Genomic DNA, 19198 nt, shown 5'->3' on the forward strand with positions numbered 1-19198 from the left:
TTCGAGGTTACGACCTTGTGAACAGATGCACAAAGTCGACGATCAGCCGGGCCCAGCGCGCAGCGCGGCCAGCAGCCGCGTCTCGTCCACCTGGAACCAGCCGATCACGCGCCCGTCGACGAGGAAGACCGGCACGTAATCGGCCCAACGCGCTTCGAGGTCGGGGTCGCCGACGATGGAGCGCTCGTTAAAGCCGATTTCCAGGTCCGAAGTGATCCGCCGCAGCGCTACCCGGGCGTCGTCACACAGATGGCAGCCGGGCCGGCCGAGCAGGGTGATCCGGCTCGGCGCGGTCATCGGTCAGGCTGTCTCACGCAGGCGACCCTTGGCCACCTTCCCGGTCGCGGAGTGCGGCAGGGCGTCGACGAACTGCACGGCGGTCGGGCACTTGAATCGCGCGAGAGACCTGGCGGCGTGGTCGATGACGACTTCGGCGGTTAGCCGGGCGCCGGAACGCACCACGATCAGCGCCTTGACCGACTCGCCGGTATAGGGGTGCGGGATCCCGATGACCGCCGCCTCCTCGATGTCCGGATGGCGGACCAGGACGTCCTCGACCTCCCGCGGGTAGACGTTGAAACCGCTGACCAGGATCAGCTCGCGCCGGCGGTCGACGAGGAAGAGATCGCCGTCGCCGTCGGCATACGCGACGTCGCCGGTGTGGAACCACCCGTTCTCGTCCGGACCGTCTTCGCCAGCCGGCCAATACCCGGAAAACAGGTTCGCGCCGCGCACGACGATCTCGCCGGGGTCACCGTCCTCGACCTCGTCGCCATCCTCATCGAGCAGTCGCAGGGCGACCCCGGGCACCGGCCGCCCGACCGAGCCGGCCTTGGCCTGCTCGCTGACCAGGGTCGACGTGAGCACCGGCGCGGTCTCGGTCAGGCCGTAACCCTCATGGACGTACCGGCCGGTGGCGTCGACCACGGCGCGCAGCACGCTCGGCGGCAGCGGGGCCGCGCCCGAGACGGCCAACCGAACGGTCTCGAACGCCCGGCCGGCCTCCGGCAGCATCGACCAGGCGACGTACATCGGCGGGGCGCCGATGACGTTGGTCACGCCTTCACGGCGGATCTCCTCCAGCGTGTCCACCGGGTCGAAGCGCTCCACGAGAACGCCGGTGGCTCCGGCCCGCGCTACCAGACCCAGTCCGGCGTTGAGGCCGTAGATGTGGAACAGCGGAAGAACGAGCAGAACGATGTCGTCGGCGGTGACCACCGGCGGCGCGACCGCGGCAAGCTGGTCGAGGTTGGCGAGCAGCGCCCGGTGGCTGAGCATTGCGCCCTTGGGGCGTCCCGTGGTGCCCGAGGTATAGAGCAGCATGGCCAGGTCCTCGGCGCCGGCGGCGGAGCCCGGCCCGGAGTCGTGCTGGGCGTCGGCCAGGTCAGCGAGGGAGATCGTCCCGACGGGCGGGTCCGCGTCGTCGACCACGACCCGCAGGCCTTCGATGCCGGCGCCGGCGGCAATGACCGTCTCGGCCAGATCCCGGCCGCAGATCGCCAGGCTGACCCCGGCGTCGCCGAGCAGATGGGCCACCTCCGTCACGGTGTAGGCGGTGTTCACCGGAACCGCGACGAGGCCGGCCCGCAGGACCGCGAAGTAAGCAGCCACGAACTCGGGCGTGTTCCCGATCGCGAGGGCCACCCGGTCGCCGCTCCCGAGTCCCTGCCCGCACAGTCCGGCCGCCAACCGATCGACGCTGCGATCGAGCTCCGCCCAGCTGGTCCGCCGGCCATGAAAGACCAGCGCCACCTTGTCCGGATGCGTGTGGGCGGCGGCCGTCACCAGGTCCGCGAGGTTCCGGGGATGCGGTACCGGTCCGATGCCCTCGGTCATCTGCGGGAGCCTCCTCCGCCTGCCATCCACCCGCTGCGCAGTGTTGCACAGTTGCAAGCAGCCGGGCCGGCCCAGGCCTCAAGCGGACTCCCGGTCCTGTCGAACATCTACGTGTTACGTCCTGATCGACCAGACCGAAAGGCCGACCCCACGCCGGGGCGACCGCCGACCGACAAAGGCACACCGTGCGCGAGCACGGGCCGCAAAGGCACGGGACTGCGCCCACGCAGTAAGCCGACCTGCCGATAGTCGTTGGTTGCCCCACACCGCGAGATCACACAGTCGCGGCGCAAGCCCCGGCGGCACCCAGGAGGTGCCCCGTGCTGCCGCGTTTCCACGTCCGCCCCGTTCTTCGACGTCTCGGCGCCCTGTCCGCCGCGACCGTGGTCACCGGCACGCTCGCCCTGACGGTCGCCCCGGCCCCGTCGGCGTTCGCGGCGAACGCCTCGATGGAGCAGCAGTTCGTTGCCGACATGAACCAGGCACGGGCCTCAGCCGGCCTCGCCCCGTACAGCGTCGCCTGGGATCTCACGTCGGTGGCCCGCCAGCACTCGGACGACATGGCCCGCCAGCAGCAGCTTTACCACAACCCGAATCTGCAGACCGACATCACCAACTGGCAGTCCTGCGGGGAGAACGTCGGCGAAGGTCCGACGGTCTCCGCCATCCACAACGCGTTCATGAACAGCCCCGAGCACCGAGCGAACATCCTCGACCACGGGTTCACCCAGGTCGGGGTCGGGGTCACGGTCGACTCGAACGGCCAGATCTGGGTGACCGAGGACTTCCGTCAGCCGATGGGCGGATCCACCGCGGCCGCGCAGCCGGCCGCCCCGGCGAGCTCCGCGTCGCCGGTCACGGCTGCGGCCCCTCCGGTCGTGGCCGCCGCGCGGCCCACCCCGACCCAACAGCTCGGTCAGCGGCTCGCCTGGGTGCAGAAGCACACGGTTCCGGCCAGCCACTCGACGGACCCGCTCGCGCAGGCCATGAACTACGCCCGACTGATGACGGTCCTCGCCGCCTGACCCGCCGGGGCACTGTCGGGCCACCGTTCGCCGGCACCGTCCGCTGCGCTAGGGCGGCGCGGTGGTCGGTACCAGCGTCGGCTTGGGCGTGGGCCGGACCGTCGGGCTGGGCGCCGGCGAGCGAGTCGTCGGAACCGGGCGCGGCGAGGCGCTCGCCGACTTGGTCGACTTCGGCAGCGGGCTCCTGGTAGCCGGGGACGTCGGCGCGACCGGAGCCGGTGGCGTGATCACCGGCGAGGGCTGGGTGACCGGCGGGGCACCGAGCGCCCGATAGTTGGCCCAGGCCCGGGCGAAGATCTCCGCCGGGAACGTCCCGCCGAAGACGTCGCCTGACTGGCCCTCGACGTTGACCATCGCCCGCGACCGGTCGTAGCCCATCCAGACCGTGATGCACAGCGTCGGGGTGCAGCCGGTGAACCAGGCGTCCACATAGTTGCTGGTCGTCCCGGTCTTCCCGTAGACCGGGAACGGCTGCTGGGCCGCGGTGCCGGTGCCCTGGTCCACGACGCCCAGCATCGCCCCGGTGACCTCATCGGCGATCCCCGCCGGGAGGACCGCCCGGCCGGCCGGCTGCGCCGGCGCCGTGTAGAGCGAGCCCTGCGGTCCGGAGATCGCAAGCACCGCCCGCGGATCGTGCCGCACACCGTGATCGAGCAGGGTCGAATACGCGACCGCTTCCGACTCGGGGGTGACCGCCACGCCGAGGGCCTTCGCGCTGTTGTACGGCGGCGCAAAATCGTTGCGGGTGTTCGTGCCCGAGCTCATCCCCGCCGCATGGGCCAGCGCCAGCACCTTGGGCAACCCCACCTTTAGCGCGAGCGGCAGGTACACCGTGTTGATCGAATGCCACAGCGCGGCCTCCAGCGTGTAGTAGCCGGCCTCCGCCGGATCGGCGTTCGTCGCGCAGTGGCCCGGGTCGTCGGGGTAGGGGAAGCAGCGCGGGGCGTAGACGCTCTCGCCCAGCTGGTGATGCTCCTCGAGGGCCACCGCCAAGGTGAAGGGCTTGATGGTCGACCCGGAGGATCGTGAGGCATCCTCCGCGAGATCGAACCCGTGCGCGCTGTAGCCCCCGTCCTTCTTCTCTGCGAGCGCCCGGATGTCGCCGTTGCGGGGGTCGATGGCGACGACCGCGGCCTCCGGGTCGCTCGCCTTGGGGAGCACCTCGTGCAGCGCCTGGACCACCGCCTGCTGGAGCGTGAGATCGAGCGTGGTGCGGACCGTGAGGCCGGCGAACACGACGTTCGGGGTGGCGGCGTAGCGCTCGTTGAGCACCTGCTCGACGAGGTCGCGAAACTCCGGTGCCACGGTCGGCAACCCCGGCGCGGTCTCCGCCACGATGCGTGGCAGACCGATGCCGTACGCCGCGGACGCCTCGGCGGGGCTGATCACGTCGGTTGCGACGAGCCGGTTCAGCGTGTAGAGCTCCCGGCTGCGGGCCGCGGCCGGGTCGTGCACCGGATTCCAGATCGACGGGGCCGGCACGATCCCGGCGAGTACCGCCGCCCGGGCGAGGGCGAGCACCGGACTTCGGCTGTGCGTGACCGGGTCTAGGTCCAGGTCGCTGATCTTCACCCCGAAGTAGAAGGTGCTCGCCGCCTGCACCCCGTAGGTGCCGTTGCCGAGATACAGCGTGTTGAGGTAGCGGGTGAGGATCTCGTCCTTCGAGAAATGCTGTTCGATGCGGATCGCGAGGGCGGCCTCGCGGAGCTTGCGCAGCACGGTCCGCTGGCTGCCGGTATAGACGTTCTTCACGTACTGCTGGGTGATGGTCGAGCCACCCTGCGTGGGGGAACCGGTGAGGTCCTTCCAGAGGGCCCGGGCCAATGCCAACGGGTCGATCCCCGCATTCTGGTAGAAGCGCGAGTCCTCCGCCGCGACGATCGCTTCCTTCATGACCTGCGGAATCTGACTGCTGGTGACCCGTTGTTGGATCTCCGGGGAGCGGATGGTCGCGAAGGTACGGCCATGCTCGTCGACGAGCACAGCCGACTTGGGAGGAACGGTGTCGGCGAAGGTCACCGGGGCCACGAGCAAGCCGGTCACGAACGAGACGAGGCCGATCCCGAGGGCGGCCACCAGCCAGAACGCCACCAGCCGGCGGCGGCGGCGGGCCCGCAAAGCACGGCGCCGGCGCAGGGCCCCGGCCACGACGGAGGCCCGCGCCGCCGGACGGGTGGGCGTCACGGCCCGAGCCTAAACGGCGTACGGCGGCCCCCACGGATCCGGCAGCCGGGATGTTCCGGGGCATACCCGACACAGACGGCACGAATCCGGCGGAGCTCGTGACCCGAAAGCCCCTCGGCGCCTAGAATCGATCATCGGGTGCCCACCGCCGCAAGCTCATGACCTGCACGATCGGAGCCGAGAATGGTCGGCCGCCCGCTCGCCGCACTCGCCGGACCCGGTGCGCCCGGCTTCGACCGCCTCGGACTCGCGGCCGGCTTCGACCGCCTCCGGCTCGCCTTGTCCGTCACCGGGGGCGCACCGATCCCGGACACCGGGGGCTATCAGCTGCCCCGGCCGCGGGCCTCGGCCCCCGCCGGCGGCCCGGACCCGTCCCCGCCGGAGGGCGAGCAGGCCGAGGTCATGGGGGCGGTGGCCCGGGCACAGAACGGCGACGCGGCGGCCTTCGGGGAGCTTTACGACCGGTACGTGGATCAGGTCTACCGCTACGTCTACTACCGGGTCGGGGCGGCCGCACTGGCCGAAGACCTGACCAGCGACACCTTTCTGCGAGCGCTCCGGCGGATTGGCAGCTTTCGGTGGCAAGGCCGGGACTTCGGCGCCTGGCTGGTCACCATCGCACGCAATCTGATCGCCGACCACTTCAAGTCCAGCCGATACCGGATGGAACTGAGCAGTGCCGACCTCATCGAGTCCGGCGCGGAACAAGCCGCCGCCGGCCCCGAGGGCGCCGTGCTCGAGGCCCTGACAAACGCCACCCTGCTCGAAGCGGTGAAACGGCTCAATCCCGAGCAGCAGGAGTGCGTCGCGCTGCGCTTCCTCCAAGGCATGTCGGTCGCGGAGACAGCGCTCGCCATGGGGAAGAACGAAGGCGCGATCAAGGCGCTCCAGTACCGGGCGGTGCGTAGCCTGGCGCGGTTGCTGCCCTCGGAGCCCTGGTGAGCCGCGTCCCGCCTCGCCTGGTCATCGTGGGGGGCCGGATAGCCCGGATGGGTCATTTCGGGCATAGACCCGTAACCCGGTCGGGAGGCCCCTCGTTGAAGACGATGAGGCCGCCGGTCGGACCGGCGCGAACGAAGGGAGCGTGGCCGCCATGAGCGTGCTGCCCACCCGTCGGCGCGCCGATGCGTTCGACCGCCGGCTGCTCGGCGGCACCCCCTCGTCCGACCCGGCGCTGGCTGCGATGGCCACGCTCGCCGGCCGCCTCCAGGCGCTGCCGATCGGACCCGCTCCGGACTTCCGGGCAGCGCTCCGCCAGCGCGTGGTCGCAGTCGCGGCGGTCCAACCCGGGCCGGCCGCCGTTCCGCTGCGGGCCCGAACCGCGGAATACCTCGGGGGCTGGCGCAGCCAGCGCCGGATCGCCGTCGTGGCCGGAGGGGTCGCCGCTGCGGTCGTCATCGCCGGGGTCGGGGTCTCGGCGAGTCGGTCCCTGCCGGGAGACCCCTTCTACCGGCTCAAGCAGGCGAGCGAGGCGATCCAGCTCGACCTCGCCCACGGCGGCTTGGCGAAGGGCCGGCTCGAACTCGAATTCGCCCGGACCCGGATGCACGAGGTGCGCCAGCTGACCGGCGTGGATACGGCGCTCGCGACCGGCCGGCCGGGGGTGGCCTCGGCCGCGGACATCGCCTTCGGTGGCAGCCGATCCGAGCGGATCCGTTCGGCCTTCGGGGCCATGGATTCCGAGACCCTCGCCGGTAGCCGCTATCTGACGGGTTACTTCCAGCAGACCGGCGAACGCGCCGCCCTCAACGCGCTGCGGAGCTTCGCCGTCCGCCAACACCGCGATCTCGAGTCGGTGCTCCCGCAGCTGCCCGCGGATGCCCGCCCCGCGGCGGATGCCGCGCTCGCAATCGTCGCGGAGGTGAGCAGTCGGGCCGGCACTCTCCTAGAGGTCGGTGCCTGCACGGCCGCGTGCACGCCGATCGCCGGGCCGCAGGCGGCTCCCAGCCCGCTGCCCAGCGACCGGCTCGGGGTGCTGCCGTGCAGCTGCGCCAACGCCAGCGCCCAACCCACGGCGGGCCCGTCCCCCTCCGCCAGCCCTGAACCGACAACCACGCCGACGCCGACGCCGTCCGGCTCCGCGTCTCCGACGCCCTCACCCACGCCGAGTCCTTCCTCGAGCCTGCCGATCCCATTGCCCACCCTGCCCACCCCGCTGCCGACGCTCCCGCTGCCGATACCCACCCCGTCGCTGCCGGTACCCGGGTAAGCGCACGCCGGTCGCCCGCCGCACCGGCAAACCGGTTCGCGAAAACTGCGTAACCTTCCGGCGCCACGGTCGTTGAACCGCTCGAACGAACTCCTGCCCCCGCCCGCGGAGTGAGCGGTTCGTCCGAAATGCACGGTTCTCGGGGTGGATTCGTCATCGCAATATGCCGATACATCCCAACAAAGTCCCCGCCGTCGGTAGCATCGCGCCACCGCCCAACTCGGAGGTATCGGATCAATGGCACAAAACCTGCGGCGTAGGGGTGCGGCAGCAGCCGCGCTCACGGTCGCCAGCGGCACGCTCCTGGCCACGGTCGCGGTAGCCGCCCCGGCTGGAGCGGCGACCAACGTCGCGCCCGCGTTCTACTCCGGCGCGACCCAGGGCAACGTCCTCGGCGTCACCCTCAACCTTCCGACCGCGCTGCCCGGCCTGCCGAACCCGGCGGCCCTGGGCCTGATCAGCGCCACCGGCACCGCCGTGCACAACACGCTCAGTGCCGCCGTGACCAACACGGCAAGCTCGTTCGCCGGGCTGGCCTCAGGCAGCCTGGTCCAGTCCGGCCCGCTCGGCATGCTCAACCGGTCCGCCTCGGCGACGACCAGCGGGGCGCGCGACGCGACCAGCAGCCTGGGCACGATCCCCAGCAACGTTCTGGTCAGTGGCTCGCTCGGCAGCCTGGCCGCGCATGTCCTGAGCGCCCTCCCGAGCAGCGTCTCCACCGCGAACCTGGCCAACCTCAGCGCGGGCCGGCTTCGCGACATCCTCGGCTCGTCCCTGGTCAACCAGATCACCAGCGTCTACAACTCGATCGAGTCCAACGCCCAGTCGACCGTGAGTTCCGCGGTCAGCACCATCGACTCGGTGCTGGGCCCGCTCGCGAGCCAGGACCCGACCGGCGCGGCCGCGCTGCTGGAGTCGCAGGTCAACAGCCTGCCGAGCCAGCTCGACTGCTCGAAGAACACGGCCTGCCTGCTCAACACCCTGCTCGACAACAACCTGCTCTCCTTCGACGCACTCGACGCCCACCAGGGGATCGTTCAGGTCGCCGACGGCGTTCAGTCGACGGCCCACGCCGGGTTGCTCGGGGTCAACGTGCTCGGTGGCCTGGTATCGGTCAACGGCTTCACCAGCGACGCGACCGCGTTCGCCGACGGCCGGCCCGGACACGCCACCGCCGCGGTCAACCCGGTCGTCGCCACCGCGAAGGTCGGAAAGCTGCAGATCACGCTGGGCAACGGCGCTACCGGAACCATCCTCGGGATCAACGTGGGTGGCCTCACCGGCCAGACCGTCACGCAGATCAACTCGGCGCTCACCACCGTGGTCAACACGCTGAACAGCGTGCTCAACACGCTGGGCGTCTCGGTCTCCGCCACCAAGGGCACGACCAGCGTCAACCCGGACGGCAGTTCGGCGACTGCGACCGGTGGCGTGCTCACCATCGACGTCTCGGCGCCGTCACTGCCCACAGGTGGGGCGGCCACGACGGCCGGGGCGAACTCCTCCTCCGCCGCGCCGCTCGTGCAGATCCAGCTCGGTGGCGCCTCGGCGGCCGCTCGGGCCCGGCAGGCCGTGCTGGTCCCCAACAAGGTGATCACCCCGGCCACGACGGCGCTCCCGCACACCGGGGCGAACCTGCCGTTGACTGCGGGTATCGGCATGGTGCTGCTCGGGGCTGCTGCCCTGGTGCGTCGCCGGCTGATGAGCAACGGCTGAACGCTGCGCCGCTAAAGCGCGAAACCGAAGCCCGGCCCTCCTCGAGGGCCGGGCTTCGGCGTGTTCGCGGGTAGATTGCCGCCGTGGCCCGCCGGAGCAGACCCGACACCCGGGCCGTGCTCGCCGGCGCGGCTTCCGCGGCGGTCGCCGAGGTGGAGGCCAGCCTGACGGTGCCGCTGGACTCGTCGGCGGCCGCATTCTTCGACGTCGACAACACGATGATGATGGGCGCCTCCATTTATCACTTCGCCCGGGGTCTCGCCGCACGGCACTTCTTCACCTGGCGGGACCTGGCGAAATTCGGCTGGCAGCAACTGGCGTTCCGACTGGTTGGCCGGGAGCAGCTCGAGCACATGGCCGAAGCGAAGGAAGCCGCGCTGGCGTTCGTCGCGGGCCATCGGGTGGACGAGGTGGTGGAGCTAGGCGAGGAGATCTACGACGAGCTGATGGCCGATCGGATCTGGTCCGGTTCCCGGGCACTCGCCCAGATGCATCTCGACGCCGGCCAGCGGGTGTGGCTGGTCACGGCTGCGCCGATGGAGCTGGCCGGGCTGATCGCGCGCCGACTCGGGCTTACCGGAGCGCTCGGGACGGTCGCCGAGTCCCGGGGCGGCGTGTACACGGGGGCCCTGGTCGGCGAGCCGCTGCATGGGCCGGCCAAGGCCGAGGCGATCCGGGCGCTGGCCGCCCGGGAGGGTCTCGACCTCGGGCGATGTGCGGCGTACAGCGACTCGGCCAACGACCTGCCGATGCTCACGGCGGTTGGGCACCCGGTCGCCGTGAACCCGGATGGCGAGCTCAGGCGGGTGGCCCGGGAGCGCGGATGGGAGGTCCGCGACTTCAGAACCGGACGCAAGGCCGCCCGGGTCGGGCTCCCAGCCCTGGCCGGCGCCGCCGGGATCGCCGCGGGGATCGCGGTCGGCCTCTCCTTCCGCCGGCGGTTCCGCTCGCGGAGCCGCTCCAGCAGCCTGCCCAGCCGGTCCAGCCGCCGGCGAGTGTGCAATTTCCGACAGGAGGTCACGCTCACGGACGGGTCCGGGGTGTCGGAAATTGCACACTCGGTGGTGCGGGGGGTGGGGGGTCGGGTCAGAAGAAGACCGAACGGCGCTGCATTAGCAGCTTGTACAGGGTCTGCTGGATCGTCTCGCGCACCTGGTCGGTGAGGTTGAACACGAGCATCGGGTCGTCTGCCGCCGCCCGACCGAACTCGTCGGTGGGGATCGGCTCGCCGAACTCGATGATCCACTTGGACGGCAGTGGCAGCAACCCGAGCGGACCGAGCAACGGAAAGAACGGCGTGACCGGGACGTAGGGCAGCCCGAGGAGGCGGGCCAGCGTCTTCGCATTGCCGACGATCGGGTAAATCTCTTCGGCACCGACGATCGAGCAGGGAACGATCGGGACGCCGGTGCGAAGCGCGGCGGAAACGAAGCCTCCACGGCCGAACCGCTGAAGCTTGTACCGCTCCGAGAACGGCTTGCCGACGCCCTTGAAGCCTTCCGGGTAGACCGCGACGAGCTCCCCACGACCCAACAGTCGCTCGGCATCGGCGTTGCAGGCGAGCGTGTGACCACCCTTGCGAGCCGCCGGCGCGATGATCGGCATCCGGAACACGAGGTCCGCGGCGAGCATGCGCAGGTGCCGGTGGGCGGGGTGGTGGTCGAGGATCGCCAGCTGGGTCATCACCCCGTCGAGCGGGACGGTGCCCGAGTGGTTGGCAACGACGAGTGCCCCCCCGGCATCCGGGATGTTGTCGAGTCCGCGGGTCTCGACCCGGAAATACCGCTCGTACAGCGGGCGGACGGCTGCCATCAGGACCCGGTCGTTGAGATCGGCATCGAAGCCGAAGTCGTCAACCTCGTAGTCGCCGGTGACGCGCCGCCGCAGGAACGCCAGCGCGCCGGCCACCTTCTTCTCCCACTCCGGCGCCGGCGCCACCAGGGACGGACTCGCCGCGCGAGCGTGCGCATCGCACAGCCCGTCGACCACCGCCGGCTCGGCACAGCGACGACCCGCGTCGTCCGTCGCGGCACATCGCGCGACCCCGCGCCGGCGCGGGCGGGAACCCGGAGGCCGGACCTCCCCGCGGGACTCGATCGGGATGACCCGCGCCTCAGGCATCGACGGTCCTCCGCCGCTCGAGCGCGTCCAGCACGACCCGTTCGGCGCGGGCGAGCCGCTCGGGTGGCAGATGCCGATTGAGCCCCCGTCCGCGGACGAAGTCGTCAAAGGCCTCGAGCGTCGTGTAGCTCGGCCGGAAGCCGAATCCATCGATCAGCCGCGCGATGTCCACCACCCGGCCGAACTGGAGGAACTGCATCTGCTCCGGCGAGAAGTCGACCAGGCCGGCCCGGCGAAAGGCCTGCCCGACGAAGGACACCGCCGGCGACGGTACCTGCACGGCCAACCGGCCGGCCCGGCGAATCCCCTGGGACAGCAGCAACACTCCTTCGCCGGCGACGTTGAAAGTCCCTGGATGCCCGCCGAGAGCGGCCCGGCGCAGGACTTCGATCCCGTCGTCCTCGTGCACGAACTGCATCCGGGGGTCGAAGCCGAGCACCCGGGGGACGACCGGGAGCGCGAAGTAGCGGGTAAGCGGGGTGTCAATCCGGGGGCCGATGAAGTTCGCGAAGCGCAGCATGGTGACGGCGACGTCACCCCGCCGTCGCCCGAATCCGCGAACGTAGCTTTCCACCTCGACCGCGTCCTTGGTGTATCCGGAGCGTGGGAGCGAGCGTGGCTCTTGATCCTCGGTGAACATCGCCGGATCGCGCGGCGCGGACCCGTAGACCGAGGTCGTCGACTTCACCACCAGCCGGCGCACGCTCGGGGCCTTCTGGCATGCGGCGAGCAGCTGCATCGTCCCGATTACGTTGATCTCTTTCATCGCGGTGCGTCCGCCGGCCCCGAACGGGGTGGCGATCACGCTCATGTGGACGACGGTGTCCACTTCGGCCGAGGCGATGACCTTGGCGATGATCGGGTTGCGGATGTCGGCGCGGACGAATTCGGTCCGGCCGAGCTCGGCGCGCGGCGGAACGACGTCCACCCCGATGACCTTGGCTACTGACGGATCGGCCTGGAGCAGGGTGGCAAGTCGGCCACCGAGATAGCGGGAGACGCCCGTGACGAGAACGACACGCTGGGCAGCCAAGCGTCTCTCCTCAGGTGTCGGCAGGATCGGGGGGCCCCCGCCGGGTACCGCGGAGGAACCCTCATGCTAGCCGCCGGTCACGGATTCCAGGTCGGTCAAGCTCGGCGGCAGTCCAGGGCGGCCGCGGCAGGGTCAGCGGCGCGCGGATCCGGCCGGCTGCTGGATCCGGCTGATCACGATCGGATCTCCCCGCCCCACCCGCAGGGTGCGCCCGGCATGCCCGAGGTTCACCGCGAGGGTGACGGCGCGGAAAGCGTCCTCGCACAGCGCCAGCCGGCCCGGCGGCACGTCTCCGTAGGTCACGGTGAACGGGACGGTCAGGCTTCGCCCGTTGCACCGCAGCTCCACGCTGTCGCCGAGCGACATCCCGGCCGCCTCGAGGTCGGAGCGGGCGACGTTGAGCGACAGGTTGCCGAAGTGATCGACGTTGCGCACCTCCGCATGCACGTGATCGTCGTCCACGACAGCATCCCGCACCCTCAGGCGCACCAGGCCGTCAACCGTGACCGACGGACCCACCTCCGCGACGGGTGTCCCGCTGGCCAGATGCGCGGCTACGGGCGCGAAGACATCCCGGCCACGGAAGGTATCGCTCGGGGTGTCCAGCCAGAGCGCGTCATTGGCGAGAACGTACGCCGCGACCGGCCCGCCGAGGACTTCCCACGCCAGCGAAAGCACACCGTTGTCGGGACCGACCAGAAGCGAGCCGTCAGCGGTCCGGACAGCCACTCCGCGAGTCGGTGTGGCCCCGCGGGGGTCGACCAGCCCGAGGTGTACGGCGGTTGGCAGGTAGCTCATCGCCGAGGCGAACACCGTCGCCCCCTGGCCGACGTCTTGCGGCGCAACCAGGTGGCAGATGTCGAGGATCCGAACGTCGGGCGCGATCCGGCCCATCACGCCCTTACAGACACCTACGAACACGTCGTCGAGTCCGTAGTCCGACATGAACGTCACCCACCCGGAGGGCGCGGCCGGGCGCGGGCTCGTTCGCCGAGGCATGGCTACTTCTTGTTGCGGCGCTGCACGCGAGTGCGCTTCAACAGCTTGCGATGCTTCTTCTTCGCCATCCGCTTGCGGCGCTTCTTGATTACCGATCCCACGATGACCCTCCGGTGGTGGCGCCGCCCCGCCACGAGGGTCCGGCCTGGGCAGCCTACCCCCCGGGGATGGCGCCGGGGCCGGGCGCTAACCCGCCTCGATGAAGGCTCGGCGCAGGTACTCGTGCACGGCCTGCTCGGGCACCCGGAAGGACCGACCGACCCGGACACCTGGGAGGTCGCCGGCGTGCAGCAAACGGTAGACGGTCATCTTCGACACCCGCATGAGTGCCGCCACTTCGGCGACGGTGAGGAACCGCAGGTCCCCGAGGATCGGTGGATCGGAGGATGGGCCAGGCATGGTCGCACCAGCTTTCGGTACGGGCTGGTGCACCGGCTTCCCCTCCGGCGACGTCGTCCCGCCCGTTGCCAACTCAGAGTAGCTGGTGAGGTAGCTGTGTGTCACTGGGATCGGTGAGGTCGATCCGGCGGGTCAGCGGACGTCGCGCAGCAGGTAGGCGGTCAGCGGCGCGTACAGGTGGGGAAGCACGTTGTCGTCCAGCGGCACCGCCACCGAGATCTTGCCTTCCGCCTCGCCCACGAACAGCGCGGGGTCGTTGCAGTCGGCGAATCCGACGGTGTCGATCCCCGCGTGGCCCGCCGCGCCGGCCCAGCCGTGGTCGGCGATGACCAGGTCCGGCGGCGCTTCCGCGTGGTTTCGAAGGGCGGCCAGGGCCGCCTCCATCGCCCGTGGCGAGTGCGTGTGGTTGAGCTCTCCCCGATTGCTCACCATGCCGACCCCACCGACCCAGCGGATCTCGCGGTGGGCTCCGGCGTTCGTCCGGTAGCTCCAGCCCGCGGCCGGGGTGACGAGGGTCGCGCCGGCGGCCTCGATTGCCGCGGCGACCGCGGCGTGGACAGCGAGCACCCCCGCCGGATGACCGGTTGCCACCATGACCCGCTGCCGGTCCACGGCCGCCCGGGAGAGTCGTTCGGCCATCGCGTCGAGACGCTCGATCGTGCGGCCGGGGTCGATGCTGTCGGGCCCCTCGGTCCGGCTCGGGTCGGGGTCGATCCCGACCCGCTCGACCATCACCTCGAACACCTCGTCGGTGGTCCACTCGTGGTCCACCGCCAAACCGAAGGTCCAGCCCTCCTGCCGGTCGCACATCCGGACGATGTTGCGCAGGTTGTTCTCTCGCGGGGTAGCGACGGCGCCGGCGATCCGATGGGCGACCAGGTGTTCCCGCAGCGCGGAGCGGTCCGGAGGCCGCCCAGCTCGTCGCTGGCTCACGCCGGTTGCTCCGGGTCGAGGTCGTGCAGCGGGAAAACCGCCTCCCGGCAGGCTCGGATCGACGGATCGACCGGGTTCGGCCGGGCCGGGTCGTAGCGCTCGAACTTGGCGTCGCGTCCGTCAGTCATCCGCAGCGGTGCCGGCTCGGCGGATCGGCGGGCGACGTGGTCCCGCCAGGTCTGGGGGGTCTCCAACGCCGGCGAAAGAGGCCGCCCGGCCGCCTCGGCGAGCAGATGGGTCCAGGTGCGCGGCACGACGTGAACGAGCTCGTAGCCGCCGCCGCCGACCGCCAGCCAGCGGCCCCCCCCGGCTTCGTGGGCCAGCGCATGCAGCGCGGCGTGCGCCGCCCGCTGGCCGTCGACCGAGAGCTGCAGGTGGGCCAGCGGGTCGAGCGCATGGGTGTCGCAGCCGTGCTGGCTGACCAGGATGTCCGGCCGGAAACCCCGAACGAGCGGCGGGACGACAGCAAAGAACGCCCGCAGCCAACCGGCGTCGTCGGTGCCAGGCGGGAGCGCGACGTTGACGCTGGTCCCGGCACGACCGGTCTCGTTCGGGAAGCCGGTACCGGGAAACAGGTATTCGCCGCTCTCGTGCAGGCTCACCGTCAGCACCCGCGGGTCGTCGGCGAAGACAGCCTGAACTCCGTCGCCGTGGTGGACGTCGATGTCCACGTAGGCCACCCGCCGGGCGCCCATGCTGAGCAGCCAGGAGATGGCGACGGCTGGGTCGTTATAGATGCAAAAACCGGAGGCGGCCGCCGGCATTGCATGGTGCAGACCGCCGGCCACGTTGATCGCGTGCTGATGGGTCCCGGACCACACGGCACGGGCGGCGGCCAGGGTCGCACCGCAGATCAGAGCAGAGGCGTCGTGCATGCCGCTGAACACCGGATTGTCCGGGGTGCCCAGACCGTGGCGCAGGTCGGCCGGGCCGCCGTCGGCGCAGGTTCGGACCGCGCGGATGTAGTCCGCCGTGTGCACGAGTTGGATTTCGGCGTCGTCAGCCGCCGGCGCCGGGAGCAGCTCGACCCCGGGCAGGTCGAACACCCCGAGGTCACGCGCAAGTGCCACGGTGAGCTCGACCCGGATCGGCGCGAGCGGGTGGCTCGGACCGAAGTCGTAACCGGTCAGCGCCTCGTCCCAGACGACGGCCAACGTGGTGCTCACCGGTTACTCGTGTCCCCCGGCGAGCTCGCGAGATCGGTCCCGAGCAGCCTCCAGGGCAGCCAGCAGGGCCGCCCGCACTCCATGGTTCTCGAGTTCGCGAATCGCGTTGATGGTCGTCCCGGCCGGCGAGGTCACGGCCTCCCGCAGGGCAACCGGGTGTTCCCCGGAATCGCGCAGCATGACCGCCGCGCCGATCGCGGTCTGGACGATCAGGTCATGTGCCACCTTTCGCGGCAGGCCGAGCAGGATCCCGGCGTCGGTCATCGCCTCGACGAGGTAGAAGAAGTACGCCGGCCCGCTCCCGGACAGCGCAGTCACCGCGTCCTGCTGCGCCTCGGGGACGCGCAGCACCTGCCCGACCGGGGCGAGTAGCGCCTCGGTCCGAACCAGGTGCTCCTCGCCGGCATGGGCGCCGGCGGACAGCACGGACATTGCCTGGTCGACCAGCACAGGCGTGTTGCTCATGACCCGGACCACGGGGGTCCCGTCGGCAAGGCGGCGCTCGACGAATCCGGTCGGGATACCCGCGGCCAGCGAGACGACGAGCCGATCCGGTGTCAGCACCGGACCCAGCTCAGCCAGCAGCGCGGCCATGTCCTGCGGCTTGACCGTGAGCACGAGCGTGTCGGCGCGTTCCGCCGCGCTCGAGTTGCTGACCGCGACGACCCCGTAACGGTCGACGAGCTCCGTGGCCCGCTCCGGGCGCCGGGCGGTGATCAGCAGGTCGGCCGCGACACGCCCGGCCCGGAGCAGCCCGGACAGAAGTGCCTCGCCCATCTTGCCCGCGCCGACTACCGCAACCCGTTCGCTCATGGCGTCCATGATGGCAGCAGCTTCGGGGCCACCCCTGGGGTCGAGGCCCGATCGCTCGGACCGGGGACGAGCCGGACCTGGTTCGGGATCAGGACCGGCTGGCCAGCGAGCGGAGGAAGAAGGCGACATTTGCCGGGCGCTCGGCGAGCCGGCGCATCAGGTAGCCGTACCACTCGTCGCCGTACGGCACGTAGACCCGGACTCGGTGACCCAGGCCGGCCAGCCGGCGCTGCTCCACCGGCCGGATGCCGTAGAGCATCTGGAACTCGAAATCCCGCGGGCCCCGTCCGGCCGGACCAGCGAGCCGCTCGGCGAGGCGGACCAGGCGCGGGTCGTGCGTCGCCACCATCGGGTAGCCGGATCCGGACATCAGAATGGAAAGGCAGCGCGCGAAGGACCGGTCGACCTCGCGGCGCTTCTGGAAGGCCACCGCCACCGGCTCGTCGTACGCCCCCTTGCACAACCTCACCCGCGAACCGGACCCGGACAGGGCCCGGCAGTCCCCCTCGGATCGGCGGAGATAGGCCTGGATCACCGCGCCGGTGGCCGGGAAGTCTCTACGCAACTCGGCCAGGGTCCGCAGCGTGGAATCGGTTGTCGTGTGGTCTTCCATGTCCAGGGTGACCGTTGTTCCGACCGCACCGGCAGCCGCGCAGATCGTTCGTGCGTTCTCCAGGGCCATCGCCGGATCGAGCGCCTGACCGACGGCGGACAGTTTCACCGACACCTCGGCGCCACCGGTCAGCCCGTCCCGGTCGAGCCGGCCGAGCAGCGCGACATAGGCCTGGGTGGCTGCCCGGGCCTGGCCGCGGTCCCGGGTGTCCTCCCCGAGGTGGTCAAGGCTCACGTCCAGCCCGCGGCCGATCAGCTCAGCCGTCACCCGAACCGCGTCGTCGAGAGACTCACCGGCCACGAAGCGGGCCACGACCGACCGCGACACCGGAGCTCGGGCCACCAGGTGGCGGATCCGCTGGTCCCGGGCGGCCCATTGCAGCAGGCGGCGGAGCACCCGTACTCCTCCTCGGTCGACGCCGCACGCGCCGGCTCAACGCACGCCGGTCCAGCGCGGGGCCAGGCTATCCCGGGGCGGCGGTCAGGCCGGCGAACACGTACGGCGCAACGAACCGCTCACGGATCTCCCCGAACGGGTCGAGGGCGTGACGGACCTCGTCGAGGAACTCGAGGCGGCGGCCACCGAGGCGGAGCACGATCGAGTGGGTGCCCAGGAGGCGGACATGGTCCTCGACACCGACGATTCGCGACCATCCGATCGACCCGGTGCGGGCGACCCACAATCCGGCCTCGCGCAGCACGTCGGCGTAACCCCGGGCGAGCGCCGTCGGGTCGGCCGACACCGGATGCGAACCGAGATCCCAGCGCGCGAAAACCTCGCCCTGAGCGAGCTCCCAGTCGACATCGTCGGACAGCTCGGCGTTGCCCCACCACAGTCCCAACCAACCGCGGCCGTCGGTTACCCGGCGGACCTCGGCAGCGGTGGCCGCGCCGTCGAACCAGTGCCAGGCGGTGGCGCTGGTGACGACATCGAAGCTTCCCGCCCGGAACGGCAGCCGCTCGGCTCGGGCGACGACCGCGGGCTCGCGCCCGCAATCCTGGCTACGGAGTAGCTGGATCATTCCGAATCCGAGGTCGGCGCTGACGACCCGGGCGCCCCGCTCGCGCAGCGCCCGGGTCGCAAGACCGGTTCCGGCTCCGAGGTCGAGCACTCTCCGGTCGGCCAGTCGACCCACGGTCTGTTCGACGAGGTCGTACAGCTCGGGGGGATAGGCCGGTCGGAAGGCGTCGTAGTCCCCGGCGACCTCGGAGAACCACGTGCCGGGCGATTCCGCCGTCACGCGGTCGTCCCCGCGGCGTCCGCCGGAGGGCCGCTCACCGCCGCGTGGCCGCTCACCGCCGGATCCGGGGCCCGGGCGCCGGGCTGCGACCGGCGCCAGGCGGCGGGATCGGTCTCCAGACCGACGGCGAGGTTGAGCCTGGTGAACGCCAACGCCTCGGCCAGATCCGCCTCCCGGTCGGCCCGGCTCTCCGCCCGACGGGTGTTCACCTCGACGACAACAGTCCCGTCGAAGCCACGACCCGCGAGGAACTCGAGCATTCCGACGCACGGCTGTTCGCCGCGACCGGGGATCAGATGCTCGTCGCGCGCAGACCCGACCCCGTCGGCCATGTGCACGTGCACCAGACGGTCGCCCAACGCGCTCGCCATGGCCAGCGGGTCCGACTGGGACACCGAGGTGTGCGACAGGTCCAGGGTCACATGGCGGTAGTCCTGGTCGACCGGGGACCAGTCCGGCGCATACGGCACTACCGAGCGCCCGCGGGCCCGCAACGGAAACATGTTCTCGACCGCGAAACGGACGTCGGTCTCGGCGGCCATCCGCTCGATGCCTTCCACGAAGTCCCGCGCATAGTCGCGCTGCCAACGGAACGGAGGGTGCACAACGACCGTGCTGGCGCCGAGATCCTCGGCCGCCTTGCGGGCGCGCAGGAGCTTCGGCCAGGGCTCGCTGCCCCAGACGCGCTGGGTCACTAGCAGGCAGGGCGAGTGGATCGCGAGGATCGGCATGCCGTGGTAGTCCGAGAGCCGGCGCAAGGCGTCGATGTCTTGGCTCACCGGATCGGTCCAGACCATGACCTCGAGGCCGTCGTAGCCGAGTCGCGCGGCCATCTCGAAGGCGCTCGCCGTCGATTCGGGATAGGTCGATGCGGTGGACAGTGCCACTTTCGCCTCGGGCACGCGGAGCAC

Annotated in this window: 17 protein-coding genes, 2 pseudogenes and 1 riboswitch; of the genes and pseudogenes, 5 read left to right on the forward strand and 14 right to left on the reverse strand. The window is 71.0% G+C overall.

Annotation, left to right across the window (positions count from 1 at the left end):
* Positions 1–42: 42 nt before the first annotated feature.
* Both VNG13_08915 and VNG13_08920 read right to left on the reverse strand, forming a co-directional pair.
* A complete protein-coding gene (locus VNG13_08915) occupies positions 43–297 on the reverse strand; it encodes a glutaredoxin family protein (GenBank protein ID HVA60641.1) in 255 nt (84 codons plus the stop codon).
* 3 nt (positions 298–300) lie between these two features.
* On the reverse strand, positions 301–1836 hold the full coding sequence (locus VNG13_08920; protein ID HVA60642.1) for an AMP-binding protein: 1536 nt from the start codon (positions 1834–1836) through the stop codon (positions 301–303).
* Between the two features lie 167 nt (positions 1837–2003).
* Positions 2004–2083, forward strand: a riboswitch (cyclic di-GMP riboswitch).
* A 73-nt stretch (positions 2084–2156) separates the two neighbouring features.
* Here VNG13_08920 and VNG13_08925 point away from each other — a divergent pair.
* Positions 2157–2861, forward strand: a complete 705-nt coding sequence (locus tag VNG13_08925; GenBank protein ID HVA60643.1) for a CAP domain-containing protein — start codon at positions 2157–2159, stop codon at positions 2859–2861.
* Between the two features lie 48 nt (positions 2862–2909).
* On the opposite strand, the gene VNG13_08930 is transcribed toward VNG13_08925, so the two are convergent.
* Entirely contained in the window at positions 2910–5045 is a 2136-nt protein-coding gene (locus VNG13_08930; GenBank protein ID HVA60644.1) for a transglycosylase domain-containing protein, read from the reverse strand.
* Between the two features lie 183 nt (positions 5046–5228).
* On the opposite strand from VNG13_08930, the gene VNG13_08935 reads away from it, so the two are divergent.
* From VNG13_08935 to VNG13_08950, 4 genes and pseudogenes are all read left to right on the forward strand, one after another.
* Positions 5229–5987: an ECF subfamily RNA polymerase sigma factor, BldN family gene (locus VNG13_08935; GenBank protein HVA60645.1), complete on the forward strand. Its 759-nt coding sequence runs from the start codon at positions 5229–5231 to the stop codon at positions 5985–5987.
* Positions 5988–6138: 151 nt separating this feature from the next.
* Entirely contained in the window at positions 6139–7254 is a 1116-nt protein-coding gene (locus tag VNG13_08940) for a DUF5667 domain-containing protein (GenBank protein HVA60646.1), read from the forward strand.
* A gap of 237 nt (positions 7255–7491) precedes the next feature.
* Positions 7492–8970, forward strand: coding sequence for an LPXTG cell wall anchor domain-containing protein (locus VNG13_08945; protein ID HVA60647.1), 1479 nt, complete (start codon positions 7492–7494; stop codon positions 8968–8970).
* A 170-nt stretch (positions 8971–9140) separates the two neighbouring features.
* Positions 9141–9848: pseudogene (locus VNG13_08950) on the forward strand (HAD-IB family hydrolase).
* Positions 9849–10056: 208 nt separating this feature from the next.
* Here the strand turns inward: VNG13_08950 and VNG13_08955 are convergent.
* The 11 genes and pseudogenes from VNG13_08955 to VNG13_09005 all read right to left on the reverse strand — a co-directional run bounded on the left by VNG13_08955 (position 10057) and on the right by VNG13_09005 (position 19198).
* A complete protein-coding gene (locus VNG13_08955) occupies positions 10057–11091 on the reverse strand; it encodes a lysophospholipid acyltransferase family protein (GenBank protein ID HVA60648.1) in 1035 nt (344 codons plus the stop codon).
* Positions 11084–12124 (reverse strand): NAD-dependent epimerase/dehydratase family protein, encoded by a 1041-nt coding sequence (locus tag VNG13_08960; protein ID HVA60649.1) that lies wholly within the window; start codon positions 12122–12124, stop codon positions 11084–11086. Before VNG13_08960 ends, VNG13_08955 begins: the two co-directional genes overlap by 8 nt.
* Before the next feature lie 132 nt (positions 12125–12256).
* On the reverse strand, positions 12257–13069 hold the full coding sequence (locus tag VNG13_08965; GenBank protein HVA60650.1) for an SAM-dependent chlorinase/fluorinase: 813 nt from the start codon (positions 13067–13069) through the stop codon (positions 12257–12259).
* Positions 13070–13125: 56 nt separating this feature from the next.
* Positions 13126–13224 (reverse strand): AURKAIP1/COX24 domain-containing protein, encoded by a 99-nt coding sequence (locus VNG13_08970; protein ID HVA60651.1) that lies wholly within the window; start codon positions 13222–13224, stop codon positions 13126–13128.
* A gap of 85 nt (positions 13225–13309) precedes the next feature.
* Positions 13310–13522 (reverse strand): helix-turn-helix domain-containing protein, encoded by a 213-nt coding sequence (locus VNG13_08975; protein HVA60652.1) that lies wholly within the window; start codon positions 13520–13522, stop codon positions 13310–13312.
* 132 nt (positions 13523–13654) lie between these two features.
* Positions 13655–14455, reverse strand: a complete 801-nt coding sequence (locus VNG13_08980; protein HVA60653.1) for a phosphatase — start codon at positions 14453–14455, stop codon at positions 13655–13657.
* Positions 14452–15621: an acetoin utilization protein AcuC gene (locus VNG13_08985; protein ID HVA60654.1), complete on the reverse strand. Its 1170-nt coding sequence runs from the start codon at positions 15619–15621 to the stop codon at positions 14452–14454. Before VNG13_08985 ends, VNG13_08980 begins: the two co-directional genes overlap by 4 nt.
* Positions 15622–15624: 3 nt before the next feature.
* On the reverse strand, positions 15625–16434 hold the full coding sequence (proC, locus tag VNG13_08990; GenBank protein HVA60655.1) for a pyrroline-5-carboxylate reductase: 810 nt from the start codon (positions 16432–16434) through the stop codon (positions 15625–15627).
* Between the two features lie 88 nt (positions 16435–16522).
* Positions 16523–17443, reverse strand: coding sequence for a proline dehydrogenase family protein (locus tag VNG13_08995; protein HVA60656.1), 921 nt, complete (start codon positions 17441–17443; stop codon positions 16523–16525).
* Between the two features lie 67 nt (positions 17444–17510).
* On the reverse strand, positions 17511–18287 hold the full coding sequence (locus VNG13_09000; protein HVA60657.1) for a class I SAM-dependent methyltransferase: 777 nt from the start codon (positions 18285–18287) through the stop codon (positions 17511–17513).
* A 128-nt stretch (positions 18288–18415) separates the two neighbouring features.
* A pseudogene (locus VNG13_09005) lies at positions 18416–19198 on the reverse strand (sugar phosphate isomerase/epimerase).

The sequence above is a fragment of the Mycobacteriales bacterium genome (assembly GCA_035533475.1).
Lineage (GTDB): Bacteria > Actinomycetota > Actinomycetes > DATLTS01 > DATLTS01 > DATLTS01.